Source organism: Methylobacterium sp. WL9, assembly GCF_008040035.1.
Classification (GTDB): Bacteria; Pseudomonadota; Alphaproteobacteria; order Rhizobiales; family Beijerinckiaceae; genus Methylobacterium; species Methylobacterium thuringiense.
The window spans coordinates 12,228-28,341 of sequence record NZ_VRVE01000011.1 but is presented as its reverse complement, the minus strand read 5'-3'; the positions used below and the strand labels follow the sequence as shown (position 1 = coordinate 28,341).

16 protein-coding genes are annotated in these 16,114 nt (G+C 66.2%); 9 read left to right on the top strand and 7 right to left on the bottom strand.

Features of this window, described 5'->3' with window-relative positions; translation table 11 throughout:
• Positions 1 to 8: 8 nt before the first annotated feature.
• From FV217_RS06590 to FV217_RS06580, 3 genes are all read right to left on the bottom strand, one after another.
• Positions 9 to 2,006 carry a polysaccharide biosynthesis protein gene (locus FV217_RS06590; RefSeq protein WP_147816216.1) on the bottom strand — a complete coding sequence of 666 codons (1,998 nt, stop codon included), beginning with the start codon at positions 2,004 to 2,006 and terminating at the stop codon, positions 9 to 11.
• A 63-nt stretch (positions 2,007 to 2,069) separates the two neighbouring features.
• Positions 2,070 to 2,924, bottom strand: a complete 855-nt coding sequence (locus FV217_RS06585) for a DUF1206 domain-containing protein (protein ID WP_147816214.1) — start codon at positions 2,922 to 2,924, stop codon at positions 2,070 to 2,072.
• 6 nt (positions 2,925 to 2,930) lie between these two features.
• On the bottom strand, positions 2,931 to 3,269 hold the full coding sequence (locus FV217_RS06580; protein WP_147816212.1) for a hypothetical protein: 339 nt from the start codon (positions 3,267 to 3,269) through the stop codon (positions 2,931 to 2,933).
• A 16-nt stretch (positions 3,270 to 3,285) separates the two neighbouring features.
• Here FV217_RS06580 and FV217_RS22740 point away from each other — a divergent pair, with 16 nt between their 5' ends.
• Positions 3,286 to 3,453 (top strand): hypothetical protein, encoded by a 168-nt coding sequence (locus FV217_RS22740; RefSeq protein ID WP_187272454.1) that lies wholly within the window; start codon positions 3,286 to 3,288, stop codon positions 3,451 to 3,453.
• A 477-nt stretch (positions 3,454 to 3,930) separates the two neighbouring features.
• Here the strand turns inward: FV217_RS22740 and FV217_RS06575 are convergent, their stop codons facing one another.
• Complete coding sequence (locus FV217_RS06575) at positions 3,931 to 5,379, bottom strand: homospermidine synthase (protein ID WP_147816210.1); 1,449 nt, start codon at positions 5,377 to 5,379, stop codon at positions 3,931 to 3,933.
• Positions 5,380 to 5,654: 275 nt separating this feature from the next.
• Between FV217_RS06575 and FV217_RS06570 the strand changes: the two genes are divergently transcribed.
• Positions 5,655 to 5,870, top strand: coding sequence for a hypothetical protein (locus tag FV217_RS06570; protein ID WP_147816208.1), 216 nt, complete (start codon positions 5,655 to 5,657; stop codon positions 5,868 to 5,870).
• Between the two features lie 542 nt (positions 5,871 to 6,412).
• Positions 6,413 to 7,690: a glycosyltransferase gene (locus tag FV217_RS06565; RefSeq protein ID WP_238230336.1), complete on the top strand. Its 1,278-nt coding sequence runs from the start codon at positions 6,413 to 6,415 to the stop codon at positions 7,688 to 7,690.
• 28 nt (positions 7,691 to 7,718) lie between these two features.
• On the opposite strand, the gene FV217_RS06560 is transcribed toward FV217_RS06565, so the two are convergent.
• Both FV217_RS06560 and FV217_RS06555 read right to left on the bottom strand, forming a co-directional pair.
• Positions 7,719 to 8,276 (bottom strand): N-acetyltransferase, encoded by a 558-nt coding sequence (locus FV217_RS06560; protein ID WP_147816204.1) that lies wholly within the window; start codon positions 8,274 to 8,276, stop codon positions 7,719 to 7,721.
• Positions 8,277 to 8,428: 152 nt separating this feature from the next.
• Positions 8,429 to 9,595: a type III PLP-dependent enzyme gene (locus tag FV217_RS06555; RefSeq protein WP_147816202.1), complete on the bottom strand. Its 1,167-nt coding sequence runs from the start codon at positions 9,593 to 9,595 to the stop codon at positions 8,429 to 8,431.
• 698 nt (positions 9,596 to 10,293) lie between these two features.
• Between FV217_RS06555 and FV217_RS06550 the strand changes: the two genes are divergently transcribed.
• From FV217_RS06550 to FV217_RS06535, 4 genes are all read left to right on the top strand, one after another.
• Positions 10,294 to 11,847, top strand: a complete 1,554-nt coding sequence (locus FV217_RS06550) for a glucan biosynthesis protein G (RefSeq protein ID WP_147816200.1) — start codon at positions 10,294 to 10,296, stop codon at positions 11,845 to 11,847.
• Entirely contained in the window at positions 11,844 to 12,344 is a 501-nt protein-coding gene (locus FV217_RS06545; RefSeq protein WP_147816199.1) for an N-acetyltransferase, read from the top strand. The genes FV217_RS06550 and FV217_RS06545 overlap by 4 nt, the downstream gene beginning before the upstream one ends.
• A 161-nt stretch (positions 12,345 to 12,505) precedes the next feature.
• Complete coding sequence (locus FV217_RS06540) at positions 12,506 to 13,597, top strand: alkene reductase (RefSeq protein WP_147816197.1); 1,092 nt, start codon at positions 12,506 to 12,508, stop codon at positions 13,595 to 13,597.
• A gap of 11 nt (positions 13,598 to 13,608) precedes the next feature.
• Positions 13,609 to 14,259, top strand: a complete 651-nt coding sequence (locus FV217_RS06535) for an HAD hydrolase-like protein (RefSeq protein ID WP_147816195.1) — start codon at positions 13,609 to 13,611, stop codon at positions 14,257 to 14,259.
• Positions 14,260 to 14,377: 118 nt separating this feature from the next.
• On the opposite strand, the gene FV217_RS06530 is transcribed toward FV217_RS06535, so the two are convergent.
• Positions 14,378 to 14,875 carry an outer membrane protein assembly factor BamE gene (locus FV217_RS06530; RefSeq protein WP_147816192.1) on the bottom strand — a complete coding sequence of 166 codons (498 nt, stop codon included), beginning with the start codon at positions 14,873 to 14,875 and terminating at the stop codon, positions 14,378 to 14,380.
• Between the two features lie 152 nt (positions 14,876 to 15,027).
• Between FV217_RS06530 and FV217_RS06525 the strand changes: the two genes are divergently transcribed.
• Positions 15,028 to 15,588: a ubiquinol-cytochrome C chaperone family protein gene (locus tag FV217_RS06525; RefSeq protein WP_147816261.1), complete on the top strand. Its 561-nt coding sequence runs from the start codon at positions 15,028 to 15,030 to the stop codon at positions 15,586 to 15,588.
• Complete coding sequence (locus FV217_RS06520; protein WP_147816190.1) at positions 15,585 to 16,091, top strand: DUF177 domain-containing protein; 507 nt, start codon at positions 15,585 to 15,587, stop codon at positions 16,089 to 16,091. Before FV217_RS06525 ends, FV217_RS06520 begins: the two co-directional genes overlap by 4 nt.
• Positions 16,092 to 16,114 lie beyond the last annotated feature (23 nt).

Below are 16,114 nucleotides of genomic sequence, written 5' to 3'. Positions count from 1 at the left end.
CTTCGGCCTCAGGCCGTCGAGGGTTGAGGCTCCAACGCTGACGCCTCCATCGCAGGCGGCCCGATCGGTTCCGGATCGGCATTCGGTATCTTGCGGTCGCGAAGGCGAAAATCCGGGATCGCTTCCTCGAAGACGGTCTCGGCGGCCTTTCGGTCGCCGCTCGCTACAGCCGCGCGCAGTCGCAAGATCCAGCCTTCGAGCACCGGCCGGTCTGCGAAGACGGGCTTCGCCGCCATCACCCCGTCGATGCCGGCGAGGCTCACGCGCGGCTCTTCCTTGGCAAACAGGATCTCGCCCAGACGTTCGCCGGGCCGTGCGCCCGTGACTGCGATTTCGATGTCTTCGCCCGGCTCGAAGCCGGCGAGACGGATCATGCGCTCGGCCAGTTCCCGGATTTTCACCGGCTGGCCCATCTTGAGCACGTAGACGGCGGCACGCTGGTCCGACGCCGCGTCCCGGATGGTGCGCGCCTCGCCGTCGGCGTGTGAAGCGGCCGTCAGGACGAGATCGCACGCCTCGCGCACGGTCATGAAGTAGCGGACCATCTCGGCATGCGTCACGGTGACGGGGCCGCCGCGGGCGATCTGCGCCTTGAACACCGGCACCACCGAGCCGGCCGAACCGAGCACGTTGCCGAAGCGAACCGCGATGAGGCGGGTCGGCTCCGGTCCCGCCTGCTCGGCGTCCAGCGCCTGGGCCACCATCTCGGCGAAGCGTTTGGTCACGCCGAGCTGCGAGACCGGCTCGATCGCCTTGTCGGTGGAGATCATCACCAATGCCCGGGCGCCAGCCGCCACCGTCGCGTCGGCGACGTTGATCGAACCGAACACGTTGGTCTTGATGCCCTCGACCCAGTCGCGCTCGAGATACGGCACCTGCTTCAGCGCAGCCGCGTGGAAGACGTAGGTCGGCTTGAACTCGGCCAACAGCGCATGCATCCGCTCGCGGTCGCGGATATCGGCGAGCGCACCGGTCACGACGGCGTCGGCGTTCAGGATCGGCGGGTGGTTGAGGATGCCGTGCAGCGCCGGTTCCGAATTCTCGATGACCAGCACGGCGCTGGCCCCGAAGGCGACGGCGCGGGCGCAGATCTCGGAGCCGATCGAGCCACCGCCGCCGGTCACGACGACGCGGGCGCCGGACAGGAATTTTTCCAGCCGCGGCCGGTCGATCGCCACGGTGGGGCGCAGCAGCAGGTCCTCGATCTCCAGGGGGGCGAGTTCGGCGTCGCGCATGCCCTCACCAAGGCTGGTGACACGGGCGAGCGGCAGCCCGAGGCGGCGGGCGCGGGCGATGAGGTCGTCCGGCTCGGCCTCCGGCGCCAGGGCGCTCGGCGTCGCGACCAGCCGGCGCACCGGCATGCCGCGGTTGGCGAGATCGGCGATGACGCGCTCAAGATCCTTGAAACCGCCGAGTACGGGCACGCCGCGCATCATCTGTCCGGCTTCGTCGGCGCGCGGCGACAGGATACCCTTCGGCGAGAGCCGGCGCACCGAGCCCGACTCGATCGCGCGCAGCACGGTCTCGATGTCTGCGCCGCGCCCAAGCAGCAGTGTCGGAGTCGTGGCGCCCCGCGCCTGTGTCTGCCGGGAACGTGCGTATTTCAGGTAGCGGAAGGCGAGCCGCGGCCCTCCGAGCAGAAATACTTGCAGCATCCAATAGAGGATGATGGCGATCTTGCCGAAGAAATAGAAACCGTAGAGATTCTCGGAGACGAGCACATAGTCGAGAACCAGCAGCGTCAGCGCCAGAACGCTGGCGGCGCGTACGATCCCGGCGAGGTCGGGCAGCGAAGCGAAACGCCACTTCGTCCGATAGAGCTTGAACCAGCCGTAGACGATGCCGGCGAAGGCCAGCAGCGGCGGCAGCAGCCAGGGGAGCGCATGCATCCGCTCGGCGAGCTGGTCGCCTTGGAAGCGGAACACGAATGTGAGGATCACGGCAGCGGCGGTCGCCACGAGGTCGTGGACGACCATCACCGCCGTCTTGAGAATACGCTGCTGCATCGTGCTTTCGAGGCCGCTGGCGGTATCGGCGCGGCCTTCCCCGAAGTCAACGCGCGAGACGGATCAGGTCAGGGCGCGCACGGCCTTCGCGACGGCCGCATCGGTTTCGTCGAGATCCGGCGCCTCGATCCGGCGGTAGCGGGCCTGGATCAGACCGAAGGCCCCAAAGGCGAAGTGGCCCGCTGCGACGATCCCGAGCAGAATCCATCCATAGGGCTGTGCACGCAAGGCTTGGAAGGCGCCGGAAAGTCCTTTGGCGTCCGACGAGGCCTGGGTCCAAGCCGCGGTGAGGACGAAGCCACCGATGATCAGGAAGGCGACGCCACGGGCGGCGTAGCCAAAGCGGCCCAGTGTGCAAGCCCAGCGTCCCACCGCCCCTATCGGCAGCGAGAGCCGGTCCGCGACGTCACCCTTCCAGGCCTTGACCGCATAGCCGATGCCGGTACCGGCGACCCCCAATCCAACCAGGCCGACGAGCCATGGGCCGAAGGGCTGGTCGAGAAGCCAACGGGTCCAGTCTCGCACGCCGTCGCCACCGGCCGAGGCCCGTCCGATGCCGAAGGCGAGGCTGCCGGCAGTCACGGCCAAAGCCAAATAGGCGACGGCGCTGATCAGGTGACCACCGCGCACCAGAAGGGCTTTGGGTGACGACCCGCGCCGGTCGGCATCGGTCACCGCTTCGACGAGCCGCCAAGATGCAAACCCGAATAGCCCCAGCGCGATGAGGCCGACGAGTACGGCACCGAACGGACCGCCCAGTACGAAACGCAATGCGTCTTTGCTGTCTCCTGCCGATCCGCCATGGCCGAAAGCCGCGAGGACCGCCAGGGCTCCGACGACGCAGTAGACGGTGCCGCGAGCGCCGAAACCGAAACGCGCCAAGTATTCCAGGGTGTTGTCGTCTCGGCTCCACGACACGCCGGCTCAGGCCTCCCGTTGCGGTTTGCCGGCGAGCGCGACGTAGAAACCGAGGCCGTCTTCGGCCGGAAGGGTCTGGAGACGCTCGATCCAGCCGCGGCGCTTGGCGTCGAGCAGCAGGCGCCCGACCGGCTGGAACAGCGTCTCGCCGCCTCCCTCGGGCGGCGCATCAAGCCGGATCGCGACCGTCTTATTCTTAGCGAAGCGGCTGCGCTGCAGCATATCGTTCAGCGAGGCCTCGGCCTGCACCCTGGGTGCGCCGCGCAGGTCGAGCACGGACTCCGCATCGGTCACCCCGAGGCCGCCGCGCAGCTTGTTGGCATAGAAGTCTTCGAGATGGGGCAAGGGCGGCGACCTGAACTTGACGCGGATCTGGGCAGAGAATGATTCAGAACGTCACGCGGGCATAGACATCCGTAACATGGACAATGCCGCCGAAATCGGGAAGCCCAATACCGTGACCGACCGCGGCGGCGATCAAATCCGGCTCGCCGTTCCGGCTCTCGGCCTCGATCCGGGCGCGCCCTGATATATGATGGCCGAAGCGGCGGCACTGTCTTGTCGGAATCGGCCTTTGGCCCGCGATCGATGTTCAGGGTCGATGGCGACGACGCATCGGCTACGAGAGCCGGATCGGAGGCATAGCCGATCGCATCGGATCGCACGACGACCTCGGTGATCGACGAAGCGTCGTCGAGAGCCCTGCTGAGCATGGCCAGCCCGGGGCGAATGCTACAGCCTCTGCGTTCGGCGAGATCGTCGGGCCGCGTGGGCGTGAGGTTCCGAGCGATGCGCTGAGCCTTCCGCCGGTCGGCGACATCGGCATCGCTACACTGCCGAAAAGCTTCCAGCCCTCGCTGTCCGATTTGGACCGGGCTCAGGCCCGACCTTCGGCGACGGTCATGCGGTCGTCGCGTCTGGCGACAACGACCGTCGCGGCCTCTTCCATGAAGGCCGCGACGGTCGCATCCCAAGAAACGTCCGCAATGTCGCGGACGATAAGGCTTCAGCCGTGCACGAGCACGTTGCGGAACTGCCAGGGATCACTCTCGTCGATGTCCTCCGGGAACAACCCGGGACGCCCGGAAAGCGGAGTCCAATCGGTATAGACGCCGACGACGGGACCGAGATACGGGGTCTGGACTTCGAGGCAGCGGCGGAAGTCGATTTCGTCGGCTTCGACGATGCCGGCTTCCGGGTTTTCAATAGCCCAGACCATGCCAGCGAGGACGGCGGACGTCACCTGCAGACCGGTGGCGTTCTGGTAGGGGGCGATGCGGCGGGTCTCCTCGATGGAGAGCTGCGAGCCGTACCAGTAGGCGTTCTTGGCGTGACCGTAGAGAAGCACACCGAGTTCGTCGATGCCGTCCTCGATCTCGTTCTCGTCCAGGATGTGCTGTTTCTCCTGCACCTTACCGGCGTTGCCGAACATCTCGTGAAGTGAGAGCACGGCGTCGTTGGCCGGGTGGTAGGCGTAGTGGCAGGTCGGGCGGTAGACGGCCTGATCGCCCTGGTGGACGGTGTAGTAATCCGAGATCGAAATCGCCTCGTTGTGGGTCACGAGGAAGCCGAACTGCGATTGCGCGGTCGGGGTCCAGGAGCGGACGCGGGTGTCGGCGCCAGGCTGCAGCAGGTAGATCGCGCAGCGCGAGCCCTTCTCCTGCTCGCGGGCGTTCTCGGGCTTCCAGGTCTCGTGCGTGCCCCAGCCGAGCTCGGCCGGCTGGTTGCCCTCGGAGACGAAGCCCTCGACCGACCAGGTGTTGACGAAAACGCCCTGGGGTTTCGGATGCTTGGCGCGTTGCGTATCGCGTTCGGCAATATGGACGCCCTTGACGCCGAGCTCCTGCATGAGGGCGGCCCAGCCCTCGCGGTTCGTAGGCTCGGGCGTGTCGGATCCGACATCCTTGGCGACGTTCAGCAGGGCCTGCTTCACGAACCACGAGACCATGCCGGGATTTGCGCCGCAGCACGAGACGGCAGTGGTGCCGCCGGGCGCGGCGCGGCGAGCGGCGAGGATGTTTTCGCGCAGCGCGTAGTTGGTGCGGTCACCCTGGCTCAGCGACTTGTCGAAGTAGAAGCCGGTCCAGGGCTCGGCGACGGTATCGATGTAAAGCGCGCCCAGTTCGCGGCAGAGCTCCAAAATCGCGCGCGACGAGGTGTCTACCGAGAGGTTCACGCAGAAGCCCTGGCCGCCACCCTCGGTGAGGAGCGGCGTCAGCACGTCCCGGTAATTGTCGGCGGTGAGCGCGACCTGCTCGAAGCGCAGATCGTGCTGATCGGCCAAGCTCTTGTGGGCGTCCGACGGGTCGATGACGGTGAAGCGGGCCTTGTCGTATTCGAAGTGCCGCTCGATCAGCGGCAGAGTGCCGCGGCCGATGGAGCCGAAGCCGATCATCACGATCGGCCCGGTGATGCGGCCGTGGATCGGCCAGTCGGTCTGCGTGCCACTTGTCACGGCGCGGTCACTCCTCGATGGATCGCTCAGTAGGGGAGCGATGTCCTTGCTTACGGGAAATGACGAGCGGATGACGCCTCATTCCCCTCCGGTCAACCGCGTGAGCCATGTCATTCTTGCAGAAGTATGAAATCGAAACCGCATCGACATGATCCCACTGCAATGCGGACGTGACCGCGTCGTAGTGCCGGTCCTCAACGGGGCGCATATATTGCGGTGCAACATCAGAGCGAAGCGGGATGTCCCCGCATAGCTGCTCGAAGGGGACCACCACCATGTTAAGTCTCATGACCGCCAAGGAAATCCGGCCGGAGTCCGACAGCCTCGACCGCGACCCTGGCATCATCAGCCTGATCGCCGCCTTCGCCCGCTTCACGGCCCGTCACACGGCTGCGACCGTCCGCTCGGTTCGTACCTTCAATCAGCGGGCCAACGAAGCCGAGGTCTTCAGCTCCTCCACCGCTTGGCCCTACAGCCACCGCTCGAAGTGATCCGACGCCAACAGCGCGAACCGGCCTCTTAGGTCCGGCCGCACCAGGAAACGCCCGGGCGCTCCCGTTCACGGGAAGTCGTTCATTTCAACTCAAAACAACGCTCATACCGTTCGGACGCATCTGCGCATTGCTCCGCGCGATCGATAGCGCCGTGCAACGCAAACACGACGGCCTCGAAGCCTATCGCCCACCGGCTTTTTGAGAAGCTCCGCGTCGACAAACCGACGTTTCTTCGGCGTGGCGTACTGTTTTGTCGCAGATCGTCTGCAGGAAACTGCGAGACATTTCTCCAAAACATGCTTTATTTTCACCATCCGCCTCGGCCAGAGCGTTGAGCGGACCGTTATCCCTGGCGATCGTACCGCACAGTTTCGCGACAAGCGAATTCAATATGCAACGTGACCTCGTGAGACGGGTTGCCATACTGGAAACCGGCGCTTGCTTGAGCTTGCTGCACCTGAGTGTCGATTCATATTTATGATAGGCGCCGCGCGCACAGCTTGAGACGAGGGCGAGCCGGCGTTTGCTTGCAGAGTTCCGTGAGCCGTATTCTTCTCGTCACCTTCGGCACGCGCGGCGACATACTGCCGTTCTGCGTACTCGGGGCCGCCCTGCAGCAGCGCGGCCACAGCGTGCGCTTCGTAACGATCAGCGATTATCACGGTACCGTACGGCGGTTCGGCCTCGATCCTGTCGATACGGGGGCCGGCTTCGAGGAGACGCTCAGCGACCCGCGCTACGAGGCGCTTTTTCAGAACTACTTCTCGGTCGGTCTCTCTGCGATTCCACGTATCCTGGCATTACGCAGGACGCTTCTGGGTCAGCTCACCGACCTTCTTCTGCTGACACGCGACGAAGTCAGCCGATGTGATCTCGTCGTCTTCAACGCGTTTGCGTATTTCGCCGGGGAGGTTGCCCTCGAGACAGGCAGACCGGCGATCCGGGTGATGTGCCAGCCCCTCCTTCCGAGCAAGAAGGAACCGCTCTCGGTGTTCGGCGGGCGCCCCCTCGGAAAAACCGGCAACCGCTTGAGCTACGAGGCGCCCCGTCTCCTATCTCCTTTGCTGGCCAGGGCTTTTGCCGAGCGAAGGCTTCGTATGGCCGGCGGCCGGCGCTGGCGCGTCTTCGCCAATCCCTTGACGGCGAATTTGCGCCGCATCCACCATCTCGCCGCCTTCAGTCCCACCCTCAGCCCCGATCCCGGGGACTGGCCCGTTCCTGTCACAGCGACGGGACCCTGGACGGCAGCGCCCAGGGCCGTCGGCGGCCTGCAGGACTATCTGGAAGCCTTCCTCGCGCGCGGCCCGGCGCCGGTCTATGTCGGCTTCGGCTCCATGCTGTGGGGAGGCAGGCGCAACACGGATATCGTCCTCGAGGCGTTGAAGATCTGGGGCGGCCGCGCCATCGTCAACGTCGGCGCCGGCGGTCTCCGCCTGCCGGATTGGAGCGCTTTGCCACCGAACCTGCAAGCGACGACCCAGGCCGATCATGCGCTGCTGTTTCCACGGGTCAGGGCCGTGGTGCATCATGGCGGCGCCGGAACCACTGCAGCTGTCTTGCGCGCGGGCCGGCCGAGCGTGATCCTGCCCCTTCTCGGCGACCAGCTCTACTGGGGCAGGCGTGTCGCCGCTCTCGGAGCTGCCGAAGCGCCGATTCAACTGAATCAGATCACGGCCGAGGATCTCGCAGGCCGCATCGCACGGGCCTGCTCAAATGCGGACATGGCAGCCGCAGCCGCACGGCTCTCCGCTATCCTGGCACGGGAGCCCGGTGTGACGGCGGCTTTGGACTACGTCGAGGCTGTTCTCGCGGCATGAACCGCACAGTCCTCATCCGGCGTCGATTTCAGGCGGCCTGTCGTCGCGCCTCTGCGGCCACGGTGTCGGCGCCAAGCGACGGGATCGGCGCGAGAGCACCGGTCGGATGCAGGATGCCGCCTGCCCCGTCGAGTGCGCCGGCCACGAGCTCGAGGCCGAGGAGGCGGGCGCGCTCGAACGGGCCGGGCATGAACAGCCCGGCGGCCCGAGCCGGCGAGAACCCGAAACGGGCGTAGTAGGGCGCGTCGCCGACGAGCAGCACGGCGGCATGTCCGAGTACCCGTGCTTGTCCGAGCGCGACGCGCATCAGGCGCGTGCCCAGACCGCAGCCCTGCATCGTCGGATCGACGGCGAGCGGGCCGAGCAGCAGGGCCGGACGGTCGCCCGCGCCGACATGCCAGAGCCGTACGGTGCCGACGAGGCGGCTATCCGCACCCTCGGCCGAGAAGCTGAGGTCGTCGGCCGGACGACGGCCTTCGCGCAAACGCACGGAGGTCTTGGCCCAACGGTTCTGGCCAAAGCAGGCATCGAGCAGGCACTCGCGGGCGCCGATGTCGGAGGCGATCTCGTCACGGATCTGGATCATGGCCGTACCCTCCCAAGGTCCTGGCAATCGGGAAGATCAGCCCTCGCGACCTGCCGCGTGCGGCAGGCGTCCGGGAACTGCTGTGGTTTGCGCGAATGCGGATGAAGGTTGGGTGAAGCGGAGCCCGTTCCGCACCGGTCTCACCCAGAAAATCAGATCACGATCTGCTTGAGGGGCGGGAAGCCGTTGAAGGCCACCGCCGCGTAGGTCGTCGTGTAGGCGCCGGCACCATCGATCCAAACCTTGTCACCGATCGAGAGCGAAACCGGCAGCGGGTAGTGGTTCTTCTCGTAGAGCACGTCCACCGAATCGCAGGTCGGGCCGGCGACGACGCAGGGCGCCATGCGGTCCTCGTCGTGGTCGGTACGGATCGCGTAGCGGATCGACTCGTCCATGGTCTCGGCAAGGCCGCCGAACTTGCCGATGTCGAGATAGACCCAGCGCACCTCGTCAGGATCCGCGGACTTGCGCGACACCAGGACGACTTCCGCTTCGATCATGCCGGCATTGCCGACCATGCCGCGGCCCGGCTCGATGATCGTCTCCGGGATGCGGTTGCCGAAATGCTTTGTGAGCGCCCGGAAGATCGAATCGCCGTAGGTCTCCACGCCCGGCACCTGCTTGAGGTACTTCGTCGGGAACCCGCCGCCGAGATTGACCATCGAGAGGCCGATGCCACGCAGCGCGCACTCGCGAAAAATCGTGGAGGCGGAGGCGAGCGCCCCGTCCCAGGCTTCGGTGTTCGCCTGCTGCGAGCCGACATGGAACGACACGCCGTAGGCTTGCAGGCCATGACGGTGCGCGTGCTCCAGCACGTCCACCGCCATCTCCGGCTCGCATCCGAATTTTCGCGACAAGGGCCAGTCCGCTCCTGCCCCATCGCAGAGGATGCGGCAGAAGACCTGGACGTCGGCGGGCTCCACATCGGCCTGCGTCGTCGCGGAAAGAATCTTGTCGGCCTCGGCCTCGCAGTCGACCGCGAACAGGCGCACGCCGAGCTTGAGCGCGCGGACGATGTCGCGCTCCTTCTTGATGGTGTTGCCGTAGGAGATCCGGTCGGCGGTCGCCCCGGCGGCGAGCGCCATCTCCATCTCGGCCACCGACGCGGTGTCGAAGCAGGAGCCGAGTTCGGCGAGCAGGCGCAGCACCTCGGCGGCCGGGTTTGCCTTCACCGCGTAGAACACGCGGGTGTCCGGCAGGGCGCGGGCGAACTTCGAGAAATTGTCGCGCACGACGTCGAGGTCGAGCACCATCACCGGGCCCTCGTCGAGTCCGAGGTCGCGGCGTGCGCGCAGGTAGTCGCGGATGCGATCGGTCATTGGTCGTCCCCACCACACAGGTTCGCGAGCGCCCTTCGCGGGGCGCGCTGTCGAAACATGACGGTCCGCGAGAGACCGTCGGCGTCAGGGGGCGATGCGTCGCAAGCAGCCGCGTGCTGTGGAGACACGATGCTGCGTGCGGGCGCAGAGCACCCGGAAGCTGCCGTGGATTGGATGGGGGAACCCCAACCGCACGCCGGGCAAGGAGAAACAAGCCTCTTCGGTGCCGGCCTGTGGAGGGCCGACGAGACCAAAAAAGCCCGTTCGTCGTTGCTTTAAGCTGCGTCCCCCGTGGAGAGCGGGGTTCGCCGGTTTCGCCTCCGGCTGCCGGTTGTTGTCGAGGTCCGGTGTTGCCACCTGGATTGCCGGCCGTAGGGATCCACCCTTGCGACCATCGATCCTAAGACCCCTGGCGGCTGTCCGGCAGTTGACCGGATGCCCACCAACCGACACGCGGCCACAGGCACGTGCGAAATTGGGCAAGGCGCGTATACGGTCCCGGCCCGGGGGCCACAAGCAAAGATAGCCGGCAACTCCGAGTATTGGCGCGCAAAACCCGGCTCGTTGCGAAAAGGCCGCACCGGCGACGCGCACCCCCTTTTCAAGCCCGACGCCGCAGGCCATGGAACCGGCACCCTATCGTTGCCGCAGCGGTACAGGGCCCTTTTGGGAGTTCGACACACCTTGGCGCAGCTTCGATGACCGGGTTTTCTCGCCGCGCCGTCGTTTCCGGGCTCGCCGCCTCCGGGATCGCTTTGTCGGCGCTGGCCGGGGAGGGCACGTCGCGCTTCGGCTTCGAGACAGTCGAGCGGCAGGCCGAAGCCCTGGCGCGGGTCTCCTTCGACACGATCGTGCCGCCGCTGCCGGCGCCGCTTGCCGCCCTCGATTACGACTCCTGGCGCGACATCCGCTTCAAGCCGGACCGCGCGTTCCTTGGCGAGGAAGGCGGCCCGTTCCGCCTGCAGCTGTTCCACCGGGGTTTCCTGTATCCGCGTCCCGTCGCAGTGAATCTCGTGCGCGACGGGGTTGCGTCGCCGATCGCCTATAGCTCCGACCTGTTCGATTTCGGCCGCACAAAGCTATCGGAGCCGCTGCCGGCCGATCTCGGCTTCGCCGGCATCCGCATCCACGCGCCGTTGAACAAACCGAACCTGCTCGACGAACTGATGGTCTTCGTCGGCGCAAGCTATTTCCGGTTTCTCGGACGTGACCAGCTCTACGGCCTTTCGGCGCGCGGCATCGCAATGGGTAGCGGCGGCGAGGGTGAGGAGTTTCCGGCGTTTCGGGCATTCTGGATCGAGGTACCGGCCAAAGATGCCGATGCGCTCACCATCCACGCGCTGGTCGACGGGCCGTCGCTCACCGGTGCCTTCCGCTTCGTCGTCGATCCCGGCGAGACCACAGTGGTGTCGGTGACCGCGACGCTCTACCCGCGGAAGGATCTCGATCAGGTCGGCCTCGCGCCGCTGACCTCGATGTTCTTCATCGGCGAGGCCGATCGCGGTCATGCGGACGACTATCGCCCGGAGCTACACGATTCCGACGGACTGCAGATCGCGGCCGGCTCCGGCGAATGGCTCTGGCGCCCCCTCGACAACCCGAAGGCACGGCGGATCTCGTCGTTCAGCGACACCAACCCGAGGGGCTTCGGGCTGATGCAGCGGGACCGGGCCTTCGAGGACTATCAGGATCTCGAAGCCTCCTACGAACGTCGCCCAAGCTACTTCGTCGAGACGCAAGGCGCCTGGGGAGAGGGCAGGGTGGTGCTCGTAGAACTGCCGACGGACAACGAGACCGCAGACAACGTCGTCGCGTTCTGGCGTCCGGCCACGCCCTATTCTGCGGGGGAGCCGGTGCGTCTCGCCTATCGCGTGCGAGCCACCCTCGGCGGTGCGCTGCATCCGAACGCCCGCGTGCTCGCCACCTTCATCGCCGGGGCCACGGCGAGCGGCGCTGCTCGGCAGTCGGAGACAAATCTCGCCTCCCGCCTGAAGCGCCGCTTCCTCATCGATTTCACCGGCGGCGATCTGGCCTATTTCCTGCCCGATCCGGCCAAGGTCGAGGTGGTGGCGAGCGCAACGGTCGGCACCGTTCAGGCTACCTCGATCACGGCGAACTCACATATCGGCGGCTTCCGCGCGGCCCTCGACATCGCGCTCGACGGACCGGGCTCGACGGAGTTGCGCGTCTATCTTCGCGCCGGCGGGCGGGCCCTGTCCGAGACCTGGTCCTATCCCTGGACGGCCGCATGAGCGCGCCGTGTCACAAGCCGGAGACCGCCTTCGCGGCTTCGGTGCGGCTAGCCGGCCCCGACGATCTCGACGCCCTGGTTGCCCTGGAGAACGCCTCCTTCGTCGACGAGCGGGCGAGCCGCCGTTCGATCCGCTATTCGCTGCGCTCACCGACCATGAGCGTGCTCGCCGCGGTGCTTGACGATTCCGAGGGCGAGGTTCTGGTCGGCGCCGCCACCATCGAGCGACGGCGCAAGAGCCGGATCGCGCGCCTCGCTTCGATCGCGGTGTCGTCGTCGCGCTCGGGGCAGGGGCTTGGCAGTCTGCTGCTCGATGCGGTCGAGGCCGAGGCGCTGGCGCAGGATTGCTCTCTGCTACGGCTCGAGGCCCGCACCGACAATCTCGGCGCGATCCGCCTCTACGAGCGACGGGGCTACAAGCATTACGGGACCAAGCCCGACTATTACCAGGACGGTACGGCGGCCCTCTGCTTCGAGAAGATTCTGATCGTTCCGTAGCATTTGCCGTCGCTGCTGGCCGACGTGCGCTGCCGCACGAGTGCACCATCACGATTGTTGCAGCGCACTGGCAGCGACCCGACGCCCAACCATTTCAAGCCCACCCTATCCGGCTGCCCGGCGCGACGAGCCTCGCGGCCTGCCATCGCATGAGGATTTCCATGCCATCCCTGTTCGACCCGATCCGTCTCGGCAATCTCGATCTGCCGAACCGTATTCTGATGGCGCCGTTGACCCGCGGCCGCTCCACCCGCGAGCATGTGCCGACGCCGATCATGGCGGAGTACTACGCCCAGCGCGCCGGTGCCGGCCTCATCATCACCGAGGCAACCGGGATCAGCCAGGAGGGCCTCGGCTGGCCCTACGCGCCGGGTATCTGGAACGACGAACAGGTCGAGGCTTGGAAGCCGATCGTGAAGGCGGTCCACGACAAGGGCGGCCGCATCGCGCTTCAGCTCTGGCACATGGGCTACCTCGTCCACCCCGACTTCCTCGGCGGCGAGAAGCCAGTGTCGTCCTCCGTCGGCACGGCGCCCGACGAGGCCCACACCTACGAGGGTAAAAAGCCCTATGGCGAAGCGCGCGCATTGCGTGAGGACGAAATCCCGCGCCTGCTCGCAGATTACGAGAATGCCGCCAAGAACGCGGTCGCCGCCGGCTTCGACGGCGTGCAGATCCACGCCGCGAACGGCTACCTCATCGACGAATTTCTGCGCGATGGCGCGAACAAGCGGACGGATCGCTACGGCGGCTCCATCGAGAATCGGGTGCGGCTTCTCACCAAGATCGCCCAGACAGTGGCCGGCGTAGTCGGCCCCGAGCGAACCGGCATCCGCTTTTCGCCGAACGGCCCGATCCAGGGCGTCGACGATTCCGACCCGCACGCGCTGTTCGCACTCGCCGCCGAGATGATGGCCCGGGTCGGCCTTGCCTATATCGAGCTACGCGAGCCCGGCCCGGACGGCACCTTCGGCAAGGCGACGGTCGCCCCGGTCGCGCCGGTGATCAAGAAAGCCTTCGGCGGCCCGGTTATCCTCAACTGCGACTACGATGGCCCGAAGGCTCAGGCCGCCGTGGAGTCGGGTGAGGCCGACGCCATCGCCTTCGGCCGGCCCTATCTCGCCAACCCGGACCTGCCGGAGCGCATCGCCGAGGGCGCAGCCTTGAACAAGGACGACATGAAGACCTGGTACAGCCAAGGCCCCGAGGGCTACATCGACTACCCTACACTGACGCAAGCCAAGGCAGCCTGATCGCTCGAACCATGGACGACGAGCCTTTATGCCACTACCGGCTCGTCGTCTTCGACTTCGACGGAACGCTTGCGGACAGCTTCGACTGGTTCGCTGGAATCATAAACGACGTTGCAGACCGCTATCGCTTCCGCCGCGTCGAGGAATACGAGGCGGACGCCCTGCGAGGCATGGATGCACGTGGCGTCATCCGCCATCTCGGCATTCCGGCTTGGAAGTTGCCGCTGATCTCCCGCCATATGCACAAACTCGCCGCGCGCGATGCGGCGGCGATCCGGCTTTTCCCCGGGATCGAGGCGATGCTCGCCGATCTCGACGCTGACGGGTTCAAGCTCGCTGTCGTCAGTTCCAACACCGAGGCGAACATCCGCACCGTGCTCGGGCCGACCTTCGCGGGTCGCTTCCATCACTACGCCTGCGGCGCATCGGTTTTCGGCAAGGCCAAGCGATTGCGTGCGGTGATGAAGCAGGCTGGCGTCAGGCCGTCGCACACCCTCGCTATCGGCGACGAGATCCGCGACGGAGATGCCGGCACGCAGGCGGGATGCGCTTACGCATCTGTTGCCTGGGGATACACCAAGCCGGATGCTCTTGCCGCCCGCCGACCCGTCGCGGTGTTCGGGTCGCCCAGCGAGATCGTCGCGTATCTTCGGATGCGCTGACGATTCGAAAACCGCAGCCTTCGGTCCAGGCTTGCGAAGGCAAGATCCGAAATTACCCGAAACGCCGGCCGTAGCCGGTCATCACAAGTTTCGGGTTCCGCTGGCGCGACCCGCGAAACTACTGACCGCGGTTCGCGCCGGGAACGACCGATGAGCCAGCACCCGAACCGAACGGCTCGTAGCGGGTCAGGCCGCGGAAGAGCTGCCCGAGGAAGGCGCGGTCGGCACCGCTGGACGGAGTCTTGCGCTCGATGAAGTCGAAGACGCGACCGTCCTGCAAGCCGTAGAGCGCCACGCGCTCCACTTTGAACGCCTGATTGTAGTAGATCGCCGTGACCTTCTGATCGTCGACCGACTCGCCGAGGAACAGAACGGTGCGGCTCGAATTTTGCGATATATAATACCAGCTCTTGTTTCCGACCGTAGAAACGGTGGACGGCGAGCCCAGGATCTGGAGCACCTGCTCGGCGCTCATACCCGGTTTCACCGTGGCGAGCGCGGCTTGGTCGATGACGTAGCCGTGGCGGATTTCCTCGCCGATGCATCCGGACAAGCCGGCGCCGAGCAGAGCGAGCACGCTGACACGCGCAAGCGACGAGACGAGACGGCGCGACATCGAAGCCCCTTTATCCCCTGAACGGAGGGCCCGCGGCACGATTTCTCTCATGCGTCTTCGGGCTTGCACCTGGAATGGCGGTTGCCGTACCGCGGGGTTATGGCTTTGACAAGGCAAGCTTGGCCGCAGGCAATTCCAATGCGGTGGATCTCATGATCTTCGGCTTCTTTCGTCGCGCGGAGTCGCGCCGGCGGCTCATCGCCGGGCTACATATGCGCATCGATCGGGCTGCGCGGGAGCCCGGCTTGTTCCGGGCCCTGAGCGTTCCGGACACGGTGGAGGGCCGGTTCGAGGCCGTATGCCTGCATGTGTACCTGGTGTTGCGCTGCCTCCGGTCGTTGCCGCTGCCCGCGCCCGACGTTGCGCAAGATCTCGTCAATGCCGTCTTCGCGCAGTTCGATGCCTCTTTGCGCGAGCTCGGCGTCGGAGATGTCGGCGTGCCGAAACGCATGAAAAAGCTCGGTGCAGCGTTCTACGGCCGCGCCAACGGCTACGACGCCGCCCTCGATGCCGGCAATCGGACCGACCTAGCTCTCGCACTCGGCCGCAACGTGCTCGGCGATACGGACGGGCATAGGGCCGGCCCACTGGCCGAATACGTGATCGCCGCGGACTCTGCGCTGTCGAAACAAAGCCTCGACGATATCCTCGCAGTCGGCCCGCTGTTTCCGCCGGCCGACCGCATCACGACACCAAGTGGAGCAGGCGCATGACGCGCACGACACCCGGACCGCTCAGCCGACAGATCCGCGTCGACCGCCTCGTCGGCGACCGCGCCGGCGTCACGGTCGAAGCGACGCCGGAGGAATCCGCCGCGCTCGCGGTGGATTTTCGGATCCCTGCGATCCGCGATCTCGTCGGGCGCTTCCGCGTCGCCGGCGCGCTGGCACGCCTTCAGGTCACCGGGACGGTCGAGGCTGTCGTCACACAGGTCTGCACCGTGACCCTTGAGCCCTTCGAGTCGCAGGTGAGCGAAGAGGTCGATGTCGAGTACTCCGACGGCGCAGTATCGCTCGGAGTGGACCCCGAAGCCGTCGATGTGCCCGACTTGATCGTCAATGGCCGCGTCGATTTCGGCGCGCTCACCGCCGAATTCCTGGCGCTCGGCCTTGATGCGTTTCCGCGCAAGCCCGGCACCGTGTTCGAACCCGTCACAGTGGGCGACGACGAGGGGCCGTTCGCCATGTTGCGAAAGACTCCAGCCAACGACGGTTGAAGCCCTGCGGGGCCGTACCGCCA

Coding starts and splice junctions, on each gene's coding strand:
- FV217_RS06590 (WP_147816216.1), bottom strand. CDS start 2,006: ATGCAGCAGCGTATTCTCAAGACGGCGGTGATGGTCGTCCACGACCTC.
- FV217_RS06570 (WP_147816208.1), top strand. CDS start 5,655: ATGTTAAGTCTCATGACCGCCAAGGAAATCCGGCCGGAGTCCGACAGC.
- FV217_RS06560 (WP_147816204.1), bottom strand. CDS start 8,276: ATGATCCAGATCCGTGACGAGATCGCCTCCGACATCGGCGCCCGCGAG.
- FV217_RS06555 (WP_147816202.1), bottom strand. CDS start 9,595: ATGACCGATCGCATCCGCGACTACCTGCGCGCACGCCGCGACCTCGGA.
- FV217_RS06550 (WP_147816200.1), top strand. CDS start 10,294: ATGACCGGGTTTTCTCGCCGCGCCGTCGTTTCCGGGCTCGCCGCCTCC.
- FV217_RS06545 (WP_147816199.1), top strand. CDS start 11,844: ATGAGCGCGCCGTGTCACAAGCCGGAGACCGCCTTCGCGGCTTCGGTG.
- FV217_RS06540 (WP_147816197.1), top strand. CDS start 12,506: ATGCCATCCCTGTTCGACCCGATCCGTCTCGGCAATCTCGATCTGCCG.
- FV217_RS06535 (WP_147816195.1), top strand. CDS start 13,609: ATGGACGACGAGCCTTTATGCCACTACCGGCTCGTCGTCTTCGACTTC.
- FV217_RS06530 (WP_147816192.1), bottom strand. CDS start 14,875: ATGTCGCGCCGTCTCGTCTCGTCGCTTGCGCGTGTCAGCGTGCTCGCT.
- FV217_RS06525 (WP_147816261.1), top strand. CDS start 15,028: ATGATCTTCGGCTTCTTTCGTCGCGCGGAGTCGCGCCGGCGGCTCATC.
- FV217_RS06520 (WP_147816190.1), top strand. CDS start 15,585: ATGACGCGCACGACACCCGGACCGCTCAGCCGACAGATCCGCGTCGAC.